Origin of the sequence: Candidatus Berkiella cookevillensis (genome assembly GCF_001431315.2) — a bacterium.
In the GTDB taxonomy this organism is placed as follows: Bacteria; Pseudomonadota; Gammaproteobacteria; order Berkiellales; family Berkiellaceae; genus Berkiella_A; species Berkiella_A cookevillensis.
The window spans coordinates 2,438,923-2,463,979 of record NZ_LKHV02000001.1 but is presented as its reverse complement, the minus strand read 5'-3'; the positions used below and the strand labels follow the sequence as shown (position 1 = coordinate 2,463,979).

22 protein-coding genes are annotated in these 25,057 nt (G+C 37.1%); 13 read left to right on the top strand and 9 right to left on the bottom strand.

Annotated elements, in window-relative coordinates; genetic code table 11:
* From CC99x_RS10375 to fghA, 3 genes are read left to right on the top strand one after another with little or no spacing between them, the layout of a single operon-like run.
* Entirely contained in the window at positions 1–1,275 is a 1,275-nt protein-coding gene (locus CC99x_RS10375; protein ID WP_057624261.1) for an acetyl-CoA C-acetyltransferase, read from the top strand.
* Positions 1,276–1,294: 19 nt separating this feature from the next.
* Complete coding sequence (locus tag CC99x_RS10370) at positions 1,295–2,404, top strand: S-(hydroxymethyl)glutathione dehydrogenase/class III alcohol dehydrogenase (RefSeq protein ID WP_057624079.1); 1,110 nt, start codon at positions 1,295–1,297, stop codon at positions 2,402–2,404.
* A gap of 16 nt (positions 2,405–2,420) precedes the next feature.
* A complete protein-coding gene (gene fghA, locus CC99x_RS10365) occupies positions 2,421–3,269 on the top strand; it encodes an S-formylglutathione hydrolase (RefSeq protein ID WP_057624078.1) in 849 nt (282 codons plus the stop codon).
* Positions 3,270–3,343: 74 nt separating this feature from the next.
* On the opposite strand, the gene CC99x_RS10360 is transcribed toward fghA, so the two are convergent.
* Positions 3,344–3,943: an outer membrane beta-barrel protein gene (locus tag CC99x_RS10360; protein WP_057624077.1), complete on the bottom strand. Its 600-nt coding sequence runs from the start codon at positions 3,941–3,943 to the stop codon at positions 3,344–3,346.
* A 518-nt stretch (positions 3,944–4,461) separates the two neighbouring features.
* Between CC99x_RS10360 and CC99x_RS10355 the strand changes: the two genes are divergently transcribed.
* Complete coding sequence (locus tag CC99x_RS10355) at positions 4,462–6,615, top strand: patatin-like phospholipase family protein (RefSeq protein WP_057624076.1); 2,154 nt, start codon at positions 4,462–4,464, stop codon at positions 6,613–6,615.
* 272 nt (positions 6,616–6,887) lie between these two features.
* Entirely contained in the window at positions 6,888–7,856 is a 969-nt protein-coding gene (locus tag CC99x_RS10350; protein ID WP_057624075.1) for a glycerophosphoryl diester phosphodiesterase membrane domain-containing protein, read from the top strand.
* A gap of 69 nt (positions 7,857–7,925) precedes the next feature.
* On the opposite strand, the gene CC99x_RS10345 is transcribed toward CC99x_RS10350, so the two are convergent.
* Both CC99x_RS10345 and CC99x_RS10340 read right to left on the bottom strand, forming a co-directional pair.
* Positions 7,926–9,110, bottom strand: coding sequence for a hypothetical protein (locus CC99x_RS10345; protein WP_057624074.1), 1,185 nt, complete (start codon positions 9,108–9,110; stop codon positions 7,926–7,928).
* A gap of 41 nt (positions 9,111–9,151) precedes the next feature.
* The gene (locus tag CC99x_RS10340; protein WP_200953425.1) at positions 9,152–9,382 is read right to left on the bottom strand and encodes a YheU family protein; all 231 of its coding nucleotides are present in this window, start codon (positions 9,380–9,382) and stop codon (positions 9,152–9,154) included.
* Positions 9,383–9,614: 232 nt separating this feature from the next.
* On the opposite strand from CC99x_RS10340, the gene CC99x_RS10335 reads away from it, so the two are divergent.
* The 6 genes from CC99x_RS10335 to CC99x_RS10310 all read left to right on the top strand — a co-directional run bounded on the left by CC99x_RS10335 (position 9,615) and on the right by CC99x_RS10310 (position 15,522).
* The gene (locus CC99x_RS10335; RefSeq protein WP_057624073.1) at positions 9,615–10,931 is read left to right on the top strand and encodes a hypothetical protein; all 1,317 of its coding nucleotides are present in this window, start codon (positions 9,615–9,617) and stop codon (positions 10,929–10,931) included.
* A gap of 105 nt (positions 10,932–11,036) precedes the next feature.
* Positions 11,037–11,723 carry an SDR family oxidoreductase gene (locus CC99x_RS10330; RefSeq protein WP_077065373.1) on the top strand — a complete coding sequence of 229 codons (687 nt, stop codon included), beginning with the start codon at positions 11,037–11,039 and terminating at the stop codon, positions 11,721–11,723.
* A gap of 214 nt (positions 11,724–11,937) precedes the next feature.
* Positions 11,938–12,357 carry an acyl-CoA thioesterase gene (locus CC99x_RS10325; RefSeq protein WP_057624071.1) on the top strand — a complete coding sequence of 140 codons (420 nt, stop codon included), beginning with the start codon at positions 11,938–11,940 and terminating at the stop codon, positions 12,355–12,357.
* A 33-nt stretch (positions 12,358–12,390) separates the two neighbouring features.
* Positions 12,391–12,864 carry a GNAT family N-acetyltransferase gene (locus CC99x_RS10320; protein ID WP_057624070.1) on the top strand — a complete coding sequence of 158 codons (474 nt, stop codon included), beginning with the start codon at positions 12,391–12,393 and terminating at the stop codon, positions 12,862–12,864.
* Between the two features lie 406 nt (positions 12,865–13,270).
* Positions 13,271–14,287 (top strand): hypothetical protein, encoded by a 1,017-nt coding sequence (locus CC99x_RS10315; protein WP_077065372.1) that lies wholly within the window; start codon positions 13,271–13,273, stop codon positions 14,285–14,287.
* Positions 14,260–15,522 (top strand): pyridoxal-dependent decarboxylase, encoded by a 1,263-nt coding sequence (locus tag CC99x_RS10310; RefSeq protein ID WP_141651883.1) that lies wholly within the window; start codon positions 14,260–14,262, stop codon positions 15,520–15,522. The genes CC99x_RS10315 and CC99x_RS10310 overlap by 28 nt, the downstream gene beginning before the upstream one ends.
* Here the strand turns inward: CC99x_RS10310 and CC99x_RS10305 are convergent.
* Positions 15,519–16,550, bottom strand: coding sequence for a methyltransferase (locus CC99x_RS10305; protein WP_057624067.1), 1,032 nt, complete (start codon positions 16,548–16,550; stop codon positions 15,519–15,521). The genes CC99x_RS10310 and CC99x_RS10305 overlap by 4 nt on opposite strands.
* A 245-nt stretch (positions 16,551–16,795) precedes the next feature.
* On the opposite strand from CC99x_RS10305, the gene CC99x_RS10300 reads away from it, so the two are divergent.
* A complete protein-coding gene (locus CC99x_RS10300) occupies positions 16,796–17,461 on the top strand; it encodes a hypothetical protein (RefSeq protein WP_141651882.1) in 666 nt (221 codons plus the stop codon).
* Positions 17,462–17,672: 211 nt separating this feature from the next.
* On the opposite strand, the gene CC99x_RS10295 is transcribed toward CC99x_RS10300, so the two are convergent.
* Together CC99x_RS10295 and CC99x_RS10290 are read right to left on the bottom strand one after the other, a co-directional pair.
* On the bottom strand, positions 17,673–18,452 hold the full coding sequence (locus CC99x_RS10295) for a penicillin-binding transpeptidase domain-containing protein (protein ID WP_057624065.1): 780 nt from the start codon (positions 18,450–18,452) through the stop codon (positions 17,673–17,675).
* A 58-nt stretch (positions 18,453–18,510) separates the two neighbouring features.
* Positions 18,511–18,930, bottom strand: a complete 420-nt coding sequence (locus CC99x_RS10290; protein ID WP_057624064.1) for a hypothetical protein — start codon at positions 18,928–18,930, stop codon at positions 18,511–18,513.
* A gap of 223 nt (positions 18,931–19,153) precedes the next feature.
* Between CC99x_RS10290 and CC99x_RS10285 the strand changes: the two genes are divergently transcribed.
* On the top strand, positions 19,154–19,990 hold the full coding sequence (locus tag CC99x_RS10285; protein WP_057624063.1) for an SDR family NAD(P)-dependent oxidoreductase: 837 nt from the start codon (positions 19,154–19,156) through the stop codon (positions 19,988–19,990).
* 41 nt (positions 19,991–20,031) lie between these two features.
* Here CC99x_RS10285 and ycaC read toward each other — a convergent pair whose 3' ends face one another.
* From ycaC to CC99x_RS10270, 3 genes are all read right to left on the bottom strand, one after another.
* Entirely contained in the window at positions 20,032–20,658 is a 627-nt protein-coding gene (ycaC, locus tag CC99x_RS10280) for an isochorismate family cysteine hydrolase YcaC (RefSeq protein WP_057624062.1), read from the bottom strand.
* Positions 20,659–20,891: 233 nt separating this feature from the next.
* The gene (locus tag CC99x_RS10275; protein ID WP_057624061.1) at positions 20,892–24,059 is read right to left on the bottom strand and encodes an efflux RND transporter permease subunit; all 3,168 of its coding nucleotides are present in this window, start codon (positions 24,057–24,059) and stop codon (positions 20,892–20,894) included.
* An 11-nt stretch (positions 24,060–24,070) separates the two neighbouring features.
* Positions 24,071–25,030 carry an efflux RND transporter periplasmic adaptor subunit gene (locus CC99x_RS10270; RefSeq protein ID WP_057624060.1) on the bottom strand — a complete coding sequence of 320 codons (960 nt, stop codon included), beginning with the start codon at positions 25,028–25,030 and terminating at the stop codon, positions 24,071–24,073.
* Positions 25,031–25,057 lie beyond the last annotated feature (27 nt).

Genomic DNA, 25,057 nt, shown 5'->3' with positions numbered 1-25,057 from the left:
ATCTCGCAAAATAATGAAGTTTATATTTTAGGAAGTGCGCGCATCCCTTTTGCAAAAAGCCAAACCGTATACGCAAATGTATCACGCAAGCAGCTCATGGAAGTTGCCCTGAATGCTTTGGTAAATCAATATCACCTTAAAAATCAGTTGATGGGTGATATTGCATTAGGCGCGGTTATTAACAGCGTAGCAGATTTTAATTTAGCAAGAGAGTGTTTGCTTTCTACAGAATTACATCCTGATACGCCTGCGTATAATGTGCAACGAGCCTGTGGAACCGGTCTTGAAACAACGTGGCAAATTGCCTTGAAAATATACACCGGTGCTATCGATATGGGGATTGCCGGTGGTGTTGACAGCAATAGTGATGTACCGATTGAAGTATCGGCGCCTTTAAAATCAGCGCTTATGAATTTGTATCGAGCCAAATCAATAACAGAAAAAATCAGTATTATTGCCAGACTTTCTTTTAAAGATCTCAAGCCCAGCATTCCAACGGTGAATGAACCTCGTACTTTGCTCTCGATGGGAGAACATTGTGAGCTGATGGTAAAAGAGTGGAACATTAGCCGTCAAGAACAAGATGAGCTTGCATTGGCAAGCCATCTTAATGCTGCTAAAGCATATGCCACAGGATTTTTTGATGCGTTAGTGCATCCGTTTATGAACATCAAGCAAGATGCAACACTCAGAGCGGATACCACCTTGGAAAAGCTAGCTAAGCTCAAACCCGTTTTTGATCTGCAAACGGGTAGTCTGACCGCAGGTAACAGTTCGCCGCTGACAGATGGCGCGGCGTGCCTATTAATTGCAAATCAACAAGGAGCCGAAAAGCTTGGCTTAAAACCACTGGTTAAGATTATTGATGTGCAAGTGGCGGCCGTTAATTTTGTAAAAGGAGCGGGTCTTTTGATGGCGCCCACTAAAGCCGTTGCACAATTGTTTGCCAGAAATAAACTTGGGTTTGATGATTTTGATTATATAGAAATACATGAGGCTTTTGCTGGACAAGTTTTATGTAATCTCAAAGCCTGGGAAACACCGAGCTATTGTAAAGAAGTATTGGGCTTGGATGCGGCATTGGGAACTGTTGATCGCAGCAAGCTCAATGTTGTGGGTAGTAGTTTATCCGTTGGGCATCCTTTTGCAGCAACGGGTGCACGTATTGCAGGTACACTTGCAAAATTAATTCATCAAAATGGTAGAAAGCGTGGTTTGATTTCAATTTGTACGGCTGGTGGTATGGGTATAGCAGCAATTTTAGAAGCCATTTAAAATTTTTAAGGAAATAAGCATGAAAGTCAAAGCCGCAGTGGCCTATAAAGAGAGTGCACCTTTAGTCATTGAGACTGTTGATTTAGAAGGGCCAAGAGCGGGTGAAGTATTAGTGGAGATCAAGGCAACCGGTGTGTGTCATACAGATGCTTATACTTTATCAGGTGCAGATCCAGAAGGGCTATTTCCTGCGATATTGGGACATGAAGGCGCAGGTGTTGTAGTAGAGGTCGGTGCGGGTGTGACAAGCGTCAAAGCCGGCGATCACGTTATTCCGCTTTATACACCGGAATGTCGAGCTTGTGAATATTGTCTCTCTCAAAAAACCAACTTATGCCAAGCCATACGCACAACGCAAGGCAAAGGGTTAATGCCAGATGGAAGCAGTCGATTCAGTATTGGTGGAGAAAAGATTCTGCATTATATGGGAACTTCGACCTTTGCGAATTATATTGTGCTCCCAGAAATTGCGCTTGCAAAAATCCACCCCGATGCACCTTTAGACAAAGTGTGTCTCATTGGTTGTGGTGTTACAACGGGTATTGGCGCTGTCATTTACACAGCAAAAGTTGAGGCAGGGGCTAATGTGGTTGTCTTTGGATTGGGTGGTGTGGGATTGAATGTGATTCAAGCAGCACGGCTTGTGGGCGCCAATATGATTGTAGGTGTGGATATTAATCCTAAACGTAAGCACTTTGCAGAAAAGCTGGGTATGACGCATTTTGTAAACTCTACTGAAGTAGGGGGAGATTTGGTGCCTTATTTAGTGAATCTCACCAAAGGTGGCGCTGATTACAGTTTTGAATGTGTGGGGAATGTTGATCTGATGCGTCAAGCACTTGAAATCTGCCATAAAGGTTGGGGTGTTTGCACCATTATTGGCGTGGCTGAAAGTGGTAAGGAAATTTCAACACGACCTTTTCAATTAGTAACAGGGCGTGTGTGGCAAGGCTCTGCTTTTGGTGGCGCAAGAGGACGTACCGATGTACCCAAGATAGTCGATTGGTATATGGATGGTAAAATCATTGTTGATGATTTTATTACCCATCAAATGCCATTAGAAGATATTAATAAAGCCTTTGATTTAATGAAGACGGGGCAATCGATACGCTCTGTTGTACGCTTTTAATTATGGAATACCTCAAATGCTAACGATACTATCCGAGAGTAAATGTTTTGGGGGCATGCAAAAAATCTGTAGTCACCTTTCTACAGAAACAAAGTGCAAAATGCGTTTTGCTGTCTTTATTCCATCACAAGCTGCGGTAGCGCCTGTACCGGTTGTGTATTGGCTATCAGGTTTAAGTTGTACCGAAGAAAACTTTATTATTAAGGCGGGGGCTCAACGCGTGGCGGCGGAGCTAGGCATGGTGATAGTAGCGCCTGACACCAGTCCACGTGGCTTAAACATCAAGGGAGAATCGGATATCGAGAACGTTGGGCTTGGTGCAGGGTTTTACGTGGATGCCACAGAAGCGCCTTGGTCTCAAGGCTATCGAATGTATTCTTATGTTGCAAAAGAGCTACCAGCTTTGATTGGAACGCATTTTCCAGTGGATATTAAGCGGACTGCGATTATGGGCCATTCTATGGGTGGACACGGCGCACTGATGATAGCGCTGAAAAATTCTGATTATTTTAGATCGGTGTCTGCTTTTGCCCCTATTTGCGCTTTATCGCGTTGTCCTTGGGGTGAAAAAGCTTTAACCTACTATTTGGGAGCTGATCAGCGAAAGTGGCAGAATTACGATGTTGCAGCCTTAATACATAAGCATATATGGAGAGGATCAGAACTACTCATTACGCAAGGAAGCCGAGATCCTTTCCTAGATACGCAGCTCAAGCCTGCGTTATTGCAAGCTGCTTGTGAGCAAGCAGGTGTTGCATTAAGACTCGATTGGCAAGAGGGTTATGATCATGGTTATTTCTTTATTGCGAGCTTTATTGAAGAACACTTGCGTTTTCATGCTAGAAATTTAAACGAAATAAGGTGAGATTTTAGCAGAGTATTACCTTGCGCCTAGTAATAAGCACAAGGTAATAAGAAAGCACTGAGATTAACGAGAAACTATACAACAAAGTTATATTTCATTCCGAGCATAAAAGTGCTAGCAGAAGGAATTACGCTGAATACTGAGTCGCTGTTTTTCTTGAATTCATGAGATAAAGAAAGGTTTACGTTAAGATCTTTGCTAAAATCATAACCTGCACCGATTACAGCTTTAGGTACAAATGTGCTGTGAGAAACAGAGTCATTAAGATTTAAGTAATGGAGAGAAAGTTTATTTTTAGTGTACGCAGTACCTACTTTAGCAAACACATCAAATTTTTGTGTAGGATAGAAATCAAGCACACCCAATAAATCAAAACTATGACGTTTGAACTTTATGGTGAGATCGTCATAACGTACTTTATTACTTTGGTTAAGATTAAATCCGGTTTCAATACCAGCTTTGGTGTTGTTAGCAACATCCCATAGATAACCTGCAGCAAGACGTGCATTTAACTTGGTGTCATTATCATAAATATTTTTCCATAGATTGTTATTCTCGCCTAATCCATAAATGCCTACTTCGCCTAGGACATAAGGTGCGTTAGCATGTGCACTTACGCAGAACATCATAAGCAAGGAAATCAAGCATAGCGAAAATTTATTGGTTACTTTCATAGGATACCTATTTTAATATTATTATATTTAACAAACACACAACGCTCTGCCTATATATTATGCAGTGCAAAATTATGTGGCTTTGCATCCTAAAGTAGTTAGATTTCCTATTGCAACCCTTTTTTACATTTTTTACAGGACACCCATAATTATTTTTGTGATATTCACAACTGTTTATAAGTTTTTACGGGACAGCCAAAGATAATTGAAAATAAGTATATAAATATCATTAAATTATATTTTGTTAGTTAGTTTGAGTTTTAATGCATGATTTTAGTTTATTTATTAACTTGTGTTGGTGAAAAAGCAGTGTGTGATTGATAGCTATGATTGAAAGGCAAATGAAATAAATTAAGATTGCAAACTAATATATTGATTTTCTGTAAGAGTTTGTTGCTTAGCAAAAAATAAATCATGGATTGCAGGTCAAAATCGATGAGAAAACATTTCTAAGATAAGAATAGAAGACAATATACTAAGCTTCTTTGGCTTTGTTCTAATAATGGCTATTATTTGTTATGAAACTAATCACATTATTTTTATCAATTGTTTTATCGACATGTGCTTTTGCACAAACAACCGATACACGTCCTAAGATAGGTCTTGTATTAAGTGGCGGTGGTGCAAAAGGGGGCGCTCATATTGGCGTGTTGAAAAAAATTGATGAAATGCAGATCCCCATTGATGTGATTGTGGGTACCAGTATGGGCGCGGTGGTTGGTGGTTTATATGCCGTTGGTAATTCTGCTATTGAAATAGAAAAAATATTAAGCTCAGTGGCTTGGGATAGTATTCTGATCAATAAAATTGATAGGGATTATCTCTATTATCGAAGAAAAAGAGATGATGATTTGTTTCTTATTCGTCAGTTGATTGGTTTGAAAAATGGCAGCATTCGTTTTCCACAAGGGGTTGTGCAAGGACACAAATTATACCAAGCCTTTAAAAAAGAAACGATTGTGCATGAACCTTTAAAAGATTTTGATGCTTTGCCTATTCCCTTTAGAGCTGTTGCGACAGATCTGATTTCAGGGAAATGTGTTGTTTTGTCACAGGGTGATCTTGCAAATGCAATGTATGCAAGTATGGCAGTACCTGGATTATTCTCGCCTGCTATGATTGATGGTCAATTATTAGTTGATGGCGGTGTCACCAATAATCTGCCGGTTGAAATTGCAAAAGAAATGGGTGTTGATATCATTATTGCTGTAGATGTAGGGGCACCTATGTTGAGTAAGAATCAAATCGAAGGCTTTGATTCTGTATTAGATCAATTAACAAATATCTATACTCAAGAAAATATGCAACATAGCCTGCATCTGTTGTCAGAAAAAGATATTCTTATCTCGCCAATCATGAAAGAAGTAGGTACTTCAAGCTATGATCAATTAGCAAAAGCAATTCAATACGGAGAAGAAGCAACAGAACAAGTGCAAGATAAATTGGCGCACTTAGCATATGGTTTAAATCATACAAATCACAATCGCACACATCTTTATATAAAAGGTGTTCATATTCAGAATGAAACAGTGCTTAACACTAAAACATATCAAGCATATTTACCCATATGCCCAGGCTATTATACACCAGCAGAATTAGATGATTATATCAGTCGTTTATATGGCCTTGAACTCTTTGAGAAAATTGAATATAACGTTGACAATAATATTTTAATGGTGACCCCTAATGAGAGAAGCTGGGGGCCTACTTATATCCAAGGCTCCCTTTTATTAGGAACTGATTTTGAAGGGAATAGTAATTTTAGAGTTGGACTTGGTATTACAAAAACGCTTATGAATGCTTATGCGGGAGAGGGGCGTTTGTTTGGTTCAATTGGTGAAGTAAATGGTATTCTTTCTGATATTTATCAGCCTTTCACACGCGATCTTGTTTGGTATATTAACCCACGTGTAGGTTATATACAGCAACCTTTTCATCTCTATATTGATGATGAGGCTTTTGCACAATACCTCCTTTCTACGATGCGCGCTGAACTAGGTATTGGTCGAAATTTATACGAATGGGGTCGGGTAGAAATTGGCTATGGTAGAGCCAATAGTTCAGCACGGCTTAAAGTAGGTAATGGTTTTCCCGATGGTAATCAAGATGATGGTTTTGTCTATTCGCGCTTTGAATGGGACACTTTAGACAATTCTTTTTTTCCGCATGAAGGAACTGTGGGTGCCGCGCAATATTATTGGTATAAGAAAGATCTCGGCGGCAATACTGATTTTGAGCAATTTCAAATACAAGGGGCGCTTGCACAATCAGTGGGTAAACACAGTGGGGCTATCGTTACAAAATATCAAACAACGACAGCAGGAGAAGCATCGTTTGATGCACAATTTACCTTGGGGGGATTGTTTAGGTTATCGGGTTTAGCGGAGCAGCAGCTTTTTGGCCAGCATGCCGCTTTATTAACTTTTCTCTATTATTATTCATTAAAAGATGTCAGCATTATCCCCAATTATCCTTTTCCTCTGTATTTAGGAATGTCTTTGGAAACAGGAAATACCTGGCAAAGTAGAAGTTCTATTCGAGAACATTCATTTAGAAAGGCCGGGAGTTTATTTTTAGGTTTTGATACCATCATCGGCCCTTTTTATTTTGGTTATGGTTTTGCTGAAAATGGTAAACGTGCTTTACACTTATTCATGGGCAGACCTTTTTGATTAAGACGCTATGTTATTCTTAATATTTTGTAGAGGTGTGGTTAGTCCTCTACAGGATTGGCTTTTTCTGTTTTTCTTCAGTGTAAACACATCTTTTTTAAGTTTAATTTGAGGTCGCAGAGAAATTTATTCAGTGACACATACATAAAATCAATATTCGTTTTGGGTCTAATTTAGAATAATTATTCATCATTTCAATATTGTTCCTATGCTATATAAAGTGATATGTTTAACTTAAGTTTATATAATTATCATAGACTTGGAGATAGGTCATGAACGCAGAAAGTATATCTGTATCGAGTGTCCTGAAAAAAGGTTATTCACTTTATTTTAAAATGTTGCCGACCTTAATTGCACTTGGTCTTATTATCACCATTATAGGTGGCATTAATCTTTTTAATGAAACAACGATTGCTGATCCCTCTAAGGAAGGCATATCAATTTTGACGATTGTGGAAGCCATAGTTACTTGGTTTATTGGATTGTCACTTTATGCTGTTTTGATTAGAGGTTACTACAATCAAAATGTGAGCATTGGTGATGCTTTAATCGTTGCATTGAAAAAATTCTTTCCTGCAATTGGTGCAATGATTCTTGCAGCTATTATTGTGTTGATTCCACCTGTAATTGTAGGTGGTATAGGCTTTGTTATGATGGGAGGCACTGCTCAACTAGTGACACCGGCTCAATCAACATTAGAAAATAAACATCAAATATCAGCCTATGAAGCAAATATGCCGCATACGGTATTTAAGATGGATTCTCATCAACCTCAAATGATACACACACAGGCAGATACAAATGCAAAATATCAATCATCTCAATCTTCTTTGAGTGATGTTTCTGGTTCTATGAATCAATCAATGCAGCCGTTGCCTACAGCTCTCTTCCTACTAGGTGCTGTATTACTGCTTTGGTTTATATATTTCTCAGTTAGATTGGCTTTAATTATACCTTTAGTGGTGAATCAAAATAAAAATCCATTTACTGCTGTAAAAGAAAGTTTTAGATTAACAAAAGGGCGCTTTTGGAAAACTTTTGTGGTTATATTTGGTGCAGCATTACCCTACATGCTTGCTTTTTTTATATTTAGCACTGTGTGTAGTCTTGTTTTTCCTGAGTATGCTGGAATAGCGCTTGGTATTGCTGTGCTTATTGTTCAACTTGTACTTGCGCCTATCATTCCTGCTACGATTACAGCCTATGTAGAAACTTTGCAACCTTTCCAAACTAATGCATAGTTGAGCAATATTCCATCCTGTGATTGTTTATACACAGTCACGGGATGTGGCTATAACCATTAAACCTTATTATTTCTTATCTTTTCTTGCGCTACCACTTCTGCCACTGCTTTTAGGGCTATCGGAGTTTGTAAGCTCTCTCATTTTTTCTGTTAAATCTGTTAAGTCTATTTTTATGTGATTGTTTTTGCTTCTCGTTCTACTTCTGCTTGGCTGTTGCTCGAAATAGCTAATGTGGCTTGTGGGCGCAAATAAACTATTTAATTCAGGAAGTAATTCTAACTGTAATTGATCGAAAGGGCGCTCATCATAAATTGAATAACTAGTATGCGCATTAAAGTACGCGGAAGCTAATATTTTGTCCGAGAAAATAGCACAAAGGAGAAAAGAGAAAAAATTTACTTGATGAGACAGTGCAACAGAGCCAATAAAATCATTTTCTTGGCTTTGAAAATGAAAGGCTTTTTCAAAGCCAAGCGCACTGATAAAATAGGGGGCAAAGTAATGACAACTTTTTTGGGTTTCATCATAATCAAAACATTTACTTTTAAAAATATGTAATATTGTATGCAGTGTCATGGCAATATGAGGTAGTTTGATCTGAATGAGTGTCCCCATAAAATTTTCAAAAGCGGCTTTTACTTTTGGTTGTAATTCAGATTGCATTTTTAGGCTGTTTAATTGCCTTTCAGACATGTTTTGTATATAAGGTTGCGCAAATGTCTCATAGTTGTAGAGCGATAATTTAGTCGTTTGAACATTTTGTTGCTGCAATGCTTCTTTAATAATTTGAAAATGTTTAAATAATTCTTCTGCAACTTCACTAAGTGCTTTATGGAAAGCTTTCTTGGCTAAAGTGCACTGCATAAATTGATCAAAATCACATAGAAATAAACTTGTATCCATCAAGGCAGTAAAAATAATGGTTGCTAGAATATGATCGGGTTGAGCCGTGTTTTCTTCCCTTTCACAGAGCGCGACATTTTTAGATAATGAGCTATAAATATCTTTACAAAACAAAATGAATTTTTGTCTAGATTTTTCTTTGGTGAGATTAACGCATTTAAGTTTTTCTATAATTTTTAAATAGAGATTACGATCTATATTATAGCGTAGTAAATCGTGGTGAGGCCTTTGGATCAACGGAAGAAGTGCATCAGTGAGAAAAATCAATTGTTCACAGCTAATTTTTTCTGTGAATGGAAGAGATTTGATTAACTTGTTATTTGAGCTAAGAGACTCTGTTCCGATCATGATATGTTTTCCTTGAGTACTCTATTTCAGATTAATAACTTTTATTTTTGATAAGATTGATTTTCTGTACTAACAATATTAAAAGTTTCAGATATTTCATCGTATTGAATCATGGCTCGATGAGAAATTAATTGTTGCTTGAGTTGCTCTACTAGTTCATCCAACAAAAATTCTTTTTCTCCATAATTTGTACCTTCGCGAGTGACAAATTCTTCAAGCATGCAGATCAAAGTTGCTTCAGGAATTTCTTGGTAAGGAATATCAATTGCCATTTTATCTACTTATTTTTCTATATGATTTGTCAGTATAAACAATTACCATCTGATAGCAATGTAGATTCTTTGTAATTTTACTACTCTCTAGAATGGTGCAGATGCACTAAAATTGTTCTAGAAAAACTCGCTTGGTCAACAGAACAAGAAAGTTGGTCGTCTTTTGCTTGATTGAATGTTGTTGTTTTCATACTATCCGATCATTTTAGGAATAGCACGGGATAGGTTTTGTATGTTAGGCGACCAGAAGCTATGTAAGAGTGACAGTCATGATGAAAATGCTTTAGACAAAGCTTTTATTGCGATAAGTAAAGATGAGATAACGCAAAGCTATATTCAATACATTGAAGAACAACATATCTCTTATTTTCATAATATTCCAGGTGCGCAGATGGGTGACACAGTTCCATCTATCGTAACGCGCCATTCACGGTTTGATGCAGAGCATCTCGATGGTATTTTGCGCTATTTAGTTGGGGCGCGTGCACATTTAGTAAATACACTTGGTATTTTTCCTGTATTTAATCAAGATGCATTTTATCGATTGGCACGAGATTTTGTTGTGAATAAGATCTTAACAGAGCCACGTTTTCAACATCTTGTGAAAGATACTACGCCTTTGGTTGAGCGCTCTGAAGTAAAAGATTTTCCTGAATTACTTGAAGAGCGAGACTTAGAGGAAGCAAAGCGCTCTGCGCAAGATAGAGAAGCAAATCAAGAAGCCGCAAAAATTTTAAAAGAAAATGGCGTCGGCTCAGATACATTATTATTATATTATCTTGAAGGGATTGCACGCAGTGAGAAATCTTATCTTGGTAATAAAGGAAATGAACATATTTCATTTGAGAACTGTCATCAATTTATTATTCCTTTTCGAAAAGATGATAATCATTATACAGTTGCTGTTGTTCAATGCACACAAGAAGGTGAACAACGGTGTGCACATATCAAATATTATGATTCTTTAGGGGCTGGCTTGGATGCTAAATACAAACAGCAATTGGCAAAATTTTTTATAAATATGGGTTTTTCTAGAGTACTCTATAATAGTTTATCAAAACGTGAACAAAGAGATAAATATAATTGTGCTCTCTTTGCAGGTTTTAAAGCAATAGATATTGCAAACATGCATGTTGGTGACGATGAACGATTATTAAAGAATTTAGACAATGATTATGCAGCGCTATTTGATAGTTTTCGTTATCGTGTCGTAGAGATGTTAACTGAAAGTGGCTGTAATATATCACTTTCCCCCGAATTTACCCGGCAGCTGAAGGCAACGCAGAAAGTATGTGAATTACAAGAAGAATGCCAAGACTTGAAAAATATAGAATGTGGAAATGCAACTCAGTCAGAGGCTGGTGGAATATTTTCTTGGCTTGGCTCTGTTATAAATAGATATACGCCTTATTTTGGAGAGACAGAAAGCAGCGCTAAAAAAAGAAGTCGTGAAGAATTTGAGCGAGATAATGCAAATAAAGAGAAAATTAAAAATAAAGAGGATTGTATTTTATCAGTAGCAAAGAAGCCAAAAAAAGATATATTATAATGCCTTAAACAGAGCTATCTGTTTTCTTGGTTTTGTAACGAGAAGCAGCTTCAAAAAATGATTGGCTCAATGGTACATTCACATTTTGCTTACAAGGATTTTAAGATGACTAAAGCAATATTAATTACAGGTTGTAGCAGAGGTATTGGTTTAGAGTTTGTAAAAGTATACGCTCAACTAGGATGGCAAGTATATGCCATTGTGCGAAAAAGTAATCCTGAATTTGAAAAATTAGTAGAAAAATATAGTAACATAGAAACGATTACTTTCGATGTTACACATTTTCAAGCTTATGAAAAATTAAAAAAATATTTTGAAACTAAAACCATAGATGTCCTTATTAATAATGCTGGTATTTATGGTGACCAAGATCAAAGCATTGGTAATTTAAATATAGATGCTTTACAGAAAGTCTTTATGACAAATACCTTTGCCCCCATCTTAATGACGCAAACAGTGCTAGATGCTATTCTAAGAGGAAGCACAAAAACCATCGTCAATATTACCAGCAGAATGGGTAGTATTGCAGATAATACCTCTGGACAATATTATGCTTACCGTTCTAGCAAGGCAGCCCTCAATGCCATGATGCGAAGTTTACAAATTGATTTGCAAGATAAAGGTGTGAAAGTATTGGTTCTCCACCCTGGTTGGGTAAAAACAGACATGGGCGGTTTGAATGCTTTGATTGATACAGAAACTTCGGTCAAAGCTTTGTATGAAGTGATTGAGCAAGCGCATAAGCTGCCAGAAATGTTTTATAGTTATCAGAAAGAGTTATTGCCTTGGTAAATTAAGAGATATAGTCTTCGCACATGAGTTTTGTCCGCAAGGGGCACAATGCCTGAGGTGTTGTCTTCGCCATCTCGCAATCCTCATGTACCTTTAGTGCACTCCGGTTGCTCAAGGCTTGACGCCTACCCGACATTGTGCCCCTTGCGGGTAAAGTTCATGTGCTGTGACTATATTTAGATTATTATGATTTTTCAAAAAAAGAGAACGCGGTATGTTGAATGATTTAAACAGCAATAATATTTTTACTCTATCTTTTAAAGTACGAGATTATGAATGTGATATGCAAGGAATTGTTAATAATTCTGTTTATTTGAATTATTTGGAACATACTCGGCATGAGTTCTTAGATAGTATTGGTTTGAATTTTAAGAAGCTTACCCAGAGAGAAATTTATTTGGTAGCCATCGAGTCTCAGCAAAAATATAGAAAATCTCTGGAGTCTGGTGATGATTTTAGCGTTAGCTGTCAGATGATGCTTGAATCTAAATTACGCATTAAATTTATTCAAGAAATATATCATGCTGAAAAAGGGTTGATTTTACAATCCTCTTTAATAGGTGTGGCTATTAATAGCTCAAAAAAACCTATATTGATTGATTCTTTCCTCAAATCTAACGCTGTAAGTGATTAAAGCTAATATTTTTCATTTTAAGGTTCAATGAGCATGGGTTTAACGGTCGCATATTTAAAAGATCATCCAGAATATATACCATTGGTAGCGAAATGGATATTTGAAACATGGGGGCATTACAATCCACAGGCTCGCTATGAAAAAACAATATTGAAATTGCATGATCATTTAAATACAGAGTCATTACCCATCACTTATATTGCATTACAAGATAATAAGCCTGTTGGCACAAGCTCTGTACGAATAACAGATGGCATCCGACCTGACTTAATACCTTGGTTAGCATCTTTGTTTGTATTACCAGAATATCGTGGGAAAGGTATTGCACAAGCACTTATTAATGCAGTTAAGCATAAAGCGCAACAATTAAAATATCCAACTATATATCTCTTAGCTTTTGATCAAAGCATTCCGCAGTGGTATGAAAAATTAGGTTGGCAAATCATTGGAAACGACGCTCTTTATGGCCACTCTGTAAAAGTAATGAGCATTCACATAAAAACATAGGACAGCCACATGAAGTTGCTGCCACATGAAGTTGCTTCACTAAAAATATTTGAGCTAGAATTTCTTTCAGTAATAAGGGAATTGTTTGAGTTTCTGACTTTGTTTCTTAGATTCATGTGATTGCTTAAAATTCAGTACAAAAAGCATTGTCTTATTAATTTTTGTCTCCAATTTACATTAGAAAAAAAGCACAAAATAGTATTTTTATAAAATACTTAATTTTGGCTGTCCTAATAAGATTCTATATTTTTATACAGTTTGCATTCTTCGTCTCACATACATGGAATTATCTGTTACACTGAACATAAGCCAATAATATTTTTATTGTTATATGCATAATATCGCAAAATTGTACTATAAAAGCGCACAAGATCTAGGATTGCATCCAGTCCGATTGGAAAGAGAGATGGCTGGATTCTATTTTACTTTAGGCAAAAATGTATATTACTTCCGAGGTGGTTTGACGCCTTTTAATAGCGTTGTGAGTGCATCTATTGGCGCCAATAAATTTAGTACGAATAAGCTGCTTGAGATGGCGAATATCCCAGTACCAAAATCAACGGGGTTTACCTTGGAGCAGTTTAAAAAAGATGATTGGAGCACAGAAGATTTAACATATCCATTGGTTGCAAAGCCAACTTGGGATACCGCTTGTGGTTATAAAGTGGTTTGCAACATCAAAGATGAAGAAAAATTGATGGAATATGTTAATAAATATATTAAATTAACTAAATGTATTAGCTTAGAAGAATACCACCCAGGCTTACGTTCCTATAGAGTTCTGGTATATTATGGTAAAGTTATAGGACTCGTTGAGCGGATTCCTGCCCATATTATTGGGGATGGGAAAAATGCAATTCGTGAATTAATTAAAATTCAAAATGAAAAAAGAAAATCGCAAAAAAAGACGATTCCTACGGGACCAATTTCTTTAAATGAAGAAACTTGGACTATTTTCAAAGATTTAAATATCAGTGTTGATACAGTACCCGAAGCGGGAGAAAAGATACCTTTGCGTTATATCTGTAATTCAACACATGGTGGCACCTTTGTAGGTTTAAATCCTAAAATTGTGTGCGAAGATAATCAAAAATTGGCTGTACGTGCAGCCGAAGCTTTAGGCCTGAATCTAGCAGGTTTTGATGTATTGTGCGAAGACATCACAAAACCTATTGCCAAGACGAGAGGTGTATTCATTGAAGTGAATGTTGATCCAGATATCACAATTCATGAAAGTGGTAGAGGTGGATTCCCACAACAAGTAAGTAAAATAATGCTTAAAAAAATAATTATGGAGCATCCATTTTTATATTTATATGAACAAATGAAGCATCACAAATATGCAAGCATGTTTCTTCGGCTCTCAAGCGTTCTTGCCTTGTTTGTAGGATTGATGTGGAGCATTCGTTATTACACTCAATAAAAATATTAAAAAAAGAGATAGTCATGGATGATTTACTGTGTGATTTTGATACCAAAAATAGAGCTGTCAAAAATCTAGGTGCTTTTTCTTCTACCTATATGTCCAAAGAGGCGGAAGAAGTATTTATAAAATTTTCATCTATTAATGCAGTTGATAGTTGTGCATATCCTGAAATAGAAGAAATGTCGCAATATTGCGGTAATTTTTTATTGAATATGTTTCATGCTGCTTCTCCTGAGCGATATCAATTTTTTCCGACATCCGGATCTTCAGAAGCAATTTTTTTAGCAATCTTATTATTTAAAAATCATTGGAAAGTTCATCATCCAGATAGCACGATAAAACCTAATCTGATCATTCATCAAACCAGTCATGTTGCTTTTGTTTCGGCAGCGAAAGCGCTCGATGTAGAGCTGAAAATTATACAAAAAGATTATGAAAATCTTAGGTGGAATTTATCTCAACTTAAAGAAAATATAGATAAAGGCACCATCGGTGTTGTTTGTACTTTGGGCGCAACAACAACCTTGGTGATGGATGAGGTTGAGAAAATAAATGCTGTTTTAGAATCAATATCTGAGCATTCAGACTATTTAATTCCGATTCATGTTGATGCTGCCAGTGGTGGATTTATTGCGCCTTTTGTTCATCCTGATTTTATATGGGATTTTCGTCTTTCTCATGTAAAATCCATCAATGTATCTAGTCATAAATATGGGTTGGTATATCCAAGTTTAGGGTGGTTGTGTGTCGATGAAATGATTTGTGATGATAACTTGAAAAATGAAAATACCTATTTAGGGAAATCGATAAAGCGTTTACCTTTACATTTTTCTCACTCTGCATCACATGTTGCTACACAGTTTTATTATTTTAAAAATTTAGGCTGGTCTGGATATGCTGATATTGTTAAGGATTTATATCAAAAAAATAAATTAATGGTTGATGCTTTGAAAGAGGTGCCAGAGCTTGAAATGCTAACGCCAAATCATTTATTCTCTATCCCAGGTGTGATTATGCGGTCATCAAATGAAAAGCATTATGATCTGCAAGCGTTATCCCAGTATCTTATAAAACTAGATTGGCATTTGCCAGTATTTAATAACAATGTTGTGGATGAAGGCGCATCACAAACATGGGCTGCAAGGATCGTGATACGCTATGGGTTGACAGAAGATCTTATTTATCAATTGTTAGGTGATATAAAAGGATATTTTTCGAGTCAATTTTCTTAGGATTTTTGACCAACCAAAACAGAAAACACATTACTGGCGCGACCACGATGAAAACTTGCAACCTTAAATCCAACATTTGTTAATAACTCTTCATATTCTTTGCCTGATTTAAAAACAGCGGCTTCAAAATTGTCCCAAAAGAGGTAACGGTATTCTAAAACCAATGAGCAATCGCGGTTTTCTTCAAGAAAAGCTTCTGTAATGGCAATTAAGCCGCCAGTTTGGAGTGCGGCATATGCTTTATGTAATAGCATGGCTGAGGTCTCATGCGACCAATCCCATAATACGCGAGAGAAAATCATGAGATCAAAGCCTTTGGGTAATTCATTATCTTTTAAAAAATCACCAGCAATGACCTTAACACGATCAGCCAAACCTTGCTTTTGAATATTATGTGTCGCTAATGTGGCCGCATGTGGAAGATTAAAAACACATATCTTTAAATGAGGAAATCGTTTGGCCAAATTGCATGCAATGGTTCCGTCTCCTCCTCCGACATCAAGCACTGTGCTAACTTTTGTAAAATCAAAGTTCTTGCTCAAAGCTTCATAAGGTGGAAAAGCAGTATCTCTCATCCACTCTTCTAAGAGTTCAGTGTCTTGATAGCTTTGGGGGGGCCAATTCACTGTGAATTTAATAGCAGATCCATTTAACACATCATGAAAATTTTCTTCTGCAAAGCGTTGTATAGACTCAATCATGTCAACACATTCTAGCCATATGGGCTTGCCTTTCTCTGCAAGAAATTTTTGACAAATAGGAGAGAGAGAATAGTAAATGATGTTTTCACGAGTGGTTTTTTTGAGTAAATATTCTACAGATAATAAATGGAGCCATTTTTTAGTCCGAAGTGGATGGCTTTTGAGTTGCTCAATAATTTCATCTTCAGTGTATTCACTTTTGTGTCGATAGATATCTAATAATTTTGATTGAATGAGTGTTTCAAATAATTTAGCTCTTACGCCACCTGCGAGCGTGCTAAAAGCAAATCGTCTTATTTCATGCGGGAAATCTTGAATATTGTCCATATGAGCATCCATTTATTGTCATGACAATTGGCTTGGATTGTGTTGCACTTGCTTGTTCCGTTTTATTGTTATTCTCATGTATTATAGTTCTAAAGAACCTTTTCCCTTTGAACACATATACTGTGATTATATAACATGCCATTATGAAAAAGAAAAAAACAAGCCTATTTTCTAACTACTTTCAGCGAATGAAAGATGTATATTTAAACATCAAGCTTAATCTAATTTCAAAGCAGTATCCAGTTATGCCAATCATACAATATCCATGCTATAAATCGATGGATGAATTTATAGATACAAAGCAATTAAAAGCAATTGATCAAGAAGTAACGCAGTTTATTGAATCCTATTTAATGACGGAGCAAGCGAATACACGACATTTTGAAACTGGAGAAATAACACAATTTCCGTGGCAAAGTAAAGTAACCAAAAGCTACGTTGTGCAGCTAACGCGACATGCTACTGAATATGACTATCTTGATATTAATAAGCCTGAGCTATGGAATTTAACAAAGTATGCGAAGCAAGTTCCTCTTTTAATGGCTTTTATCCGTACTTTACCCTTTGAGAAAACAGCGAGAATTATGATTATTTTTGACAAGGGGGGGCATGGGGTGACTGCGCATCGCGATCACTCTTTTCAAGATTTGTGTCATGAATTTATTTGGTTTAGGACGAATTTTAATAAACGATTTTATGTTTATCACAACAAGCAAAAACAGTATATCGAATCGTATTCTGCTTGGTTTGATACGGTCAATCAATTACATGGGTCTGATCCGGCTCAAACACTCAATTTTAGTATTCGAGTTGATGGGATTTTCAATGCAGAGATGCAAAAGAAAATCCCTTTCCCTGCTATCAATCCTGCTTCTCGTTCTGCTTACTGGGCATGTAGGAATACACCCTGAGTGATCTCAACAAAATTTTTATTCCGAAAAAATCAGATAATATGTCATGCCAGCGAAGGCTGGCATCCAGTAGCCCAAAGGGCTACCAGGCGCAAAACGCCTGTGGATCCCAGATATTTTGCTTCGCAAAATTCTGAAATGACAACCTAGTAGAAATTCCTGGGGAGCACTCAGGGAATACACCCTCAAGATAAGAAGCTAAAATTGAGCCTTAGGTTATAAGGCTTATGAGATTATCTTTTACTATCTCTTTGGCAATTCTGCCTGCACTAATGGGTAGGTTGTCAGCCTCAATGTATTGAGCAAATATGATGCGTCTGTCTCCTTTTTCTATCCAACCCACGAACCAGCCTGTTTGATAGCTACCACCTGTTTTGCCAAATAGTTGCCAATCATCCCATATTTTTTCTTGTTTAATAATTTGAATGGTATTTTGTTGAGCATTTTTTGAGGCAGGCAATTCGTTTTTTGATAATTTCTCAAGAAATTCTACTTGCTCTATAGGTGATATTTGTAAAGAACTGCCAAGCCATGCATGAGAAAGGCCATTATTTTTACCAGGTGTTCCTGACACATCTTTATTGCCATAGCTAAACTTATTTATATAAGCAATAAAGTTATCCTTTCCTAAATGTTTGGTGATTTCTTGTGAGTACCATATAACGGAGTATTGCATCCAAGATGTGGGTGTTTGTACTTTTTCATGAAATTTCATGATAGGGTATTTATTGGGTTGAAAGAGATCGCCCAATTGTTGTCTTAATTCAGGCGTGAATGCTAATTCTGGTTCTAATGGTGTTTTTAGGATCTTTGCATCAAAACCCATTACGGCAAGTGGAATTTTAAAGGTTGAAAAAGGGGAATGACGTTTTGTGCATTCGCCTTCTTGTTTGATAATTTTGCCATTTTCTGTCGCTAGAAAACAGTTTTCTGAACCTTGAGCAGTGATTGTGAGAAAAGAGCATACAATCAATATGAGCCATTTATTCATTATGAAGACCTACAAATTAAATATATTTAAAAATTTCACCAAAATTTTTCATGTATAACTAGAATTTTTTGCGAAGTCTGATCTCGTCTTGAGCTGGAGTATTCGTGGCAGTGCCATCTGTTGAAGATGCATTGGTCTGACAATTTGCATGAGATGCTCTTTTACGTGCAGCTTTGTATTGGAAGTTTAGTCTTTCTGTTACTTCAAGAAAAATTTCATCTAGTGGAAGCTGTCTCTGTGCTACTAATTGGGGAGGGAAGGGTAAAATAGATTGCTTATCCTCGTGAATGATTATGCAGTCATCACTTTCCTTGGATCTACTGCTTTCATCGCCACCATCGATTACACACGTGTGTGAACTATTTGGAGAGGAAAGGGATGCTGTGTTATCTGCTGGAGGAGGCGCTTCGATATCGAAGTCTTCTGTATCTTTATTTGCACAATTGGAAATATTCAAACTTGAAAAAATATGGCCCATGTTACAACCTTAAATAATATGCCACTCATAAAATATCATATGGCTATATCACGGAACATTTTGTGCCATGTCAGCTAGATATTTAAATTGATAATATACGTGCCAAGCAGTTGCCGTGTCCAGACTGAGCCTAAAATTTAGTATTTTATTTAGGACAGCCAAAGAAATATGATTATTTAATGTTTTTTAAATAACTTAAAATTTGCGAATAGGTTGAATTAAAGTGACAAAGCTTAAAGACAATAATGCTCAAAATTTCAAAAACAGTTTCAAGGATAAAGTAATACTAATTACTGGTGCTTCTTCTGGTATTGGTGCAGCATTGGCTAAGGGGTTTGCGCAAGAGAAAGCTAAATTAGCTTTATTGGCGAGGCGCTTTAACAAACTTGAGGTAATTGCTTCCTTGTGCAAAATGTCAGATAGCCAAGCCTTAGCGCTTGTCTGTGATGTTAGTAAGGAAACAGAAATTGAAAAGGCTGTTGCAACAGTACAACAGCAATTGGGATCTATTGATGTCGTGATTGCTAATGCAGGCTTTGGGGTTGTTGCAAACGTTGAAAATTTAACGCTTACTGATTTTCAGCGCCAATTTGAAACGAATGTATATGGTGTATTGCGGACACTGTATGCTACTTTGGATGACTTAAAAAAGACGCAGGGCAGGTTGGTTATTATTGGGAGTGCTTCTGGTCATATCTCTATACCTAAATATGCAGCTTATGCGATGAGCAAACATGCTATCACTGCTTTGGCAGAAACCTTATACGCAGAGTTAGCGCCTTATGGCATCAGTGTAACGCTTATTAGTCCAGGCTTTGTTAAAACCGAGATCCGTAATGTAAATAATCTGGGAATATATCAGGAAGGTACTCGAGATCCATTGCCAGAATGGTTGCGCCTTGATGCAGATAAAGCGGCAAAAATTATCATAAAAGCCATACGGCTACGCCAGCGCGAACGCATTATTACAGTGAGTGGTAAATTAGGTGTCATCTTGAATCGCGTATTTCCAGGCTTATTACCACGTTTTTTTCGTTGGCAAGCGATGAGAAAAAAATGATAAATCTAAGCTCCAAGCAATTTAGCTTGGAGTCTAATTTTTTATTTATTGTCTTTCAAAGTAGTATAGCTAGAAATCAAATTACGATAGTCGGGTATATGGTTGGAAAATAGAGCGCCTAGGCCTTCTACATCATTACGCCAATCGCGATGTAACTCGCAAGCAACACCGAACCAGGTCATTAATTGTGCACCCGCATTTGACATACGATCCCAGGCAGAATGTCGTGTCATTTCATTGAAAGTGCCAGAGGCATCAGTAACCACAAATACCTCAAAGCCTTCTTCCAAAGCAGAAAGAGCTGGAAAAGCAACGCATACTTCAGTAACAACACCGGCAATAATCAATTGTTTTTTCCCCGTGGCTTTGATAGCTTTTACAAAGTCTTCATTGTCCCAGGCATTAATTTGGCCAGGACGCGCTATATAAGGCGCATTTGGAAACATGCTTTTAAGCTCTGGTACTAATGGGCCATTCGGGCCACTTTCAAAACTGGTTGTTAAAATTGTTGGTAATTCGAAATACTGTGCAAGATCAGCTAATGCTAAGACATTGTTTTTAAAAGTATCTGGTTGGACATCACGTACAAGTGATAGTAAACCTGATTGATGATCAACTAATAAGACAGCCGCTTTATTTTTATCTAAGCGAATATAGGGTTTGCTCATAATTTTTTTCCTGTAATGGTCTTTTCGAGGTTTATATTTTCGTTAAAAAATAAGATCTGTTATTTATACATCATGAGTGCATATTGATGATGTTGCGAACAAGCTAAAAAATAGACTATGTAGCTGTAAAAATTCATTGTTATAAGCTTTGTGAAATTTGCTTCTTAGATTTTCGGCAAGTTGTAAAAGATTTTAACTGTAACTTTTAACATATTGACGACAAAGCCCTCTATTTAAATAGATGATGTTTGCTTGTACTTTTCTTTTTTCCTTGCATGACTTAAACGATAAAGTGCAGGTAATACCACGAGCGTTAAGAGCGTGGAGGAAATGATTCCACCAATAACGACTGTTGCCAAGGGGCGTTGCACTTCTGAACCTGCACCAATGTTAAAAGCCATGGGAACAAATCCTAAGCTTGCTACCAATGCTGTCATGAGAACAGGGCGAAAGCGTGTAAGTGAGCCCTCAAAAATTGCATCCTCTAAAGCTTTTCCTTCCTCTATCAAATTCCGAATAAAGGCAACCATAACCACACCGTTCAAAACAGCGACACCAGAGAGTGCAATAAATCCCACACCTGCTGAAATGGAGAGCGGTATATCTCTTAGCCATAGAGCAATAATGCCACCTGTAAGAGCAAGTGGAACACCTGAAAATACAAGTAATGCTGCTCGGCCTGAGCCAAAAGCCATAAATAAGAGGCCAAAGATGAGCAGCATGGCAACGGGAACTACAATGGTTAATCGAGCGCGCGCAGATATTAATTGCTCAAAAGTACCACCAAAATCCAGCCAATAACCAACTGGGAGCGTAATTTTTTCTCGAACAGCTTCTTGCACTTCTGTTACAAAGCCACCCAAATCTCGCCCACGAACGTTTGTAGTGATTACTACGCGACGTTTTCCATTTTCTCTACTTATTTGATTGGGACCATAAGTGATTTCTAGCATAGCCACTTCTTTAAGGGGTACATAATCAGGACGATTTCCTAGATTATTTTGGTTTTCTTCAGCTTGTGGCAATGGAATAGGTAAATATTCAAAGATCTTTATATCTGTACGTAAATCGTCTGCCATACGCACAACAATATCAAAACGACGGTCACCCTCGAAAAGTAAGCCTGCTTTTTTTCCACCTATCGCGACTTCAACGACCTCTTGAATATCTGACATATTAAGACCATATCTGTCTAAAGCTGCCCTGTCAGGTAAGATGGATAGTACAGGAAGACCTGTGGCTTGTTCAATTTTTGTGTCTGCTGCGCCAGGGATATTTTTTATAACTTTCTCAAGCGCTTCCGCTGATTGAAGCAATGTATCTAGATTATCTCCAAATACCTTAACGGCCAAATCACTGCGTACTCCAGAGATAAGTTCATTGAAACGCATTTGAATAGGTTGTGTGAATTCATAATTATTACCAGGGATCTCTTTTACTGCTTTTTCCATTTCTGCAACAAGTTGTTGTTTGGATTTTTTAGGATCTGGCCATTCACTGCGAGGCTTTAACATGACAAAGGTATCTGCTACGCTGGGAGGCATTGGATCTGTTGCTACCTCTGCTGTACCGATTTTTCCAAAAACCTCTTTAACTTCAGGGAACTCGTTGATTCTTTTTTCTAGTATGGCTTGCATGGCAATGGCTTGTGTTAAGCTGGTACCAGGAATACGCATCGCATGGAGTGCAATATCGCCTTCATCTAAACTAGGAATAAATTCTACGCCCATGCGCATTGCTAGAAATAAGCTTAAGACAAGCAATATTGATGCGCTGCATATTATCTTCCAAGAATGAGTAAGACTCCATTTTAAAACAGGCGTATAGGCTGTTTTCGTTATTTTAATGAGAATACTTTCTTTTTCATTCACTTTTCCTGTAACAAAGAGTGCAACAGCTGCGGGTACAAAAGTAATGGAGAGTATAAGGGCAGAAATTAAAGCAACCACCACAGTAAAGGCCATGGGGTGGAACATTTTGCCTTCAACGCCTGTTAATGAGAATATGGGTAAGTACACAACGGTAATAATGATGACACCAAATAAGCTAGGCGTAATGACTTCTGTTGTTGCTTTTGCTGTGAGTGTAAAGCGTTCATCTTGTGTCAGCAGGCGTCCTAATTCGTGCTGCGCCATAGCAAAACGTCGGATACAATTTTCAATGATAATGACAGCGCCATCAACGATTAACCCAAAATCTAGAGCGCCTAAGCTCATTAAATTCCCAGATACTTTATTTTCATGCATTCCGGTGATAGTCATAAGCATTGATATGGGGATAACCGATGCAGTGATGAGTGCTGCACGTATATTGCCTAATAACAGAAATAAAAGAACAATGACTAAAATCGCACCTTCTAAAAGATTTTTTGAAACAGTGGTGATGGTTTTGTCAACAAGAATGGTGCGATCATAAACGGGTTTGGCAGTTACACCTTTGGGTAAACTACGGTTAACATCTTCAAGTTTTTTAGCAACACGTTGTGAGACTTCTCTACTATTTTCTCCAATCAGCATCATTACAGTACTGAGAACCACTTCATTACCATTTTGTGTTGCTGCGCCTGTTCTCAGTGGAGAACCAAGCGCTACATCTGCAATATCTTCTACACGAATGGTAAGTTCATCTTTTTTGGTTACGATGACACGACGTATGTCTTCTATATTTTTGATTTGTCCTGGAACACGGATCAAATATTGTTCACCATTTTTTTCAATATAGCCTGCGCCAATATTGGCATTGTTTTTTTCCAATGCTTGAATGAGATCGTTCAATGTTAAATCATAGGCAAGAAGCTTTTGTGGATAAGGCATTACATGAAATTGTTTTTCATAGCCACCAATAGAATTAATTTCTATTACGCCTTTTAGATTTTTTAATTGTGGCAAAATGATCCATTTTTGTAAGGTAAGGAGATCCATTGGATTGTAATGTGTTCCATCTTCTTTAAGTGCAGTGGGATCTGCCTCAATGACATACATAAAAATTTCACCCAAGCCAGTGGCAATAGGTCCCATTTGAGGTTGCATGTCTTTTGAGAAATCATTTTTAAGCTGTTGTAATCGCTCAGTAATGAGTTGGCGCGCAAAATAAATATCAGTGCCTTCTTCGAAAATAACAGTGACTTGTGAGAGGCCATAGCGTGATAAAGAGCGTGTATAATCTAATTTGGGTAGGCCTGCTAAGACCGCTTCAATAGGGATAGTAATGCGTTGTTCTACTTCAAGTGGTGAATAACCATCTGCTTCTGTATTTATTTGAACTTGTACATTGGTGATGTCAGGTACAGCATCAATAGGTAATTTATTAAAATTATAAATACCGATTAACATACATCCTAAAACAATGATTAAGACTATCCATCGATGCAGAATAGAAAAATTTATAATTTTTTCTAACATAATTTATTCCATTAATGAGCGTGAGAAGCACCAGATTTTTCAATGTCTGCTTTTATAATGAAGCTATTTTCAGTGACGTATTCAGTTCCTGGTTTTAAACCACTTTTTACTTCTGTCCATATCCCATCACTGTCACCTATCTCTAACATATGTACTTCATAGGTGCTTCCTACCTTAGCAAAAACGGCGTTAGAACCTTTAAAGCGTTGTATTGCTGAGGTACGTACCACGAGTGGCACTTCTTTTTTGTGAACCAGAGCTTCACCCTCAATAATCATACCAGGTCGCCATCTTCCATCTTGATTTGAAAGAGGAACAATAGCGATAACAGTTTGGCTTAGTGGATCTGCTGTCGGGAGTAGCATAGAAATATGTGCATTTGATTTAACTGTATTTTCTATAGTTTGTAGTTTTATTTCTTGGCCGGATTGTATTTTATTTAAATCACGTGGAAAGACATGAAACTCACCCCAAACTTCAGACAGATCCGCAATGGTAAACAAGGCATCGCTGTTTGCAACGTCACCTAAATTGGTATTACGTGCTAATACGATACCATTGATAGGAGCAATGATATTGTAGCTTTTTAAGCTTTCATTACTTTCAACACTTGCAAGTGGTTGTCCTACCTTAACAAAATCTCCCCAATTCACATGTACTTGCTTTACAATGCCTGGAAATCGTGCGCGAACTTGGGCAGTTGTATTACGATTTAACGTTATTCTGCCCGTCAGCGGTGTATATTGATTGATAATACCACTCTTTGCTATTTCTGTTTTTATGTTTGACTGTTGAGCGGCTTCTTCAGTTATGTGTGAGCTTGCAGAATTTTCCTCTGAATCATGTTCTTGAGAATCATGATTATGTTCAGAGGCTATTGCAACAGAACTAAATATTGTATTGAGTCCCAATATTAGACTGCTGGTGAATATAGATAAGAAAGCTATAGTGAACTTGGTTTTTCTGATCATTTTTTTCCCATTTCTGTTGTTATGTAG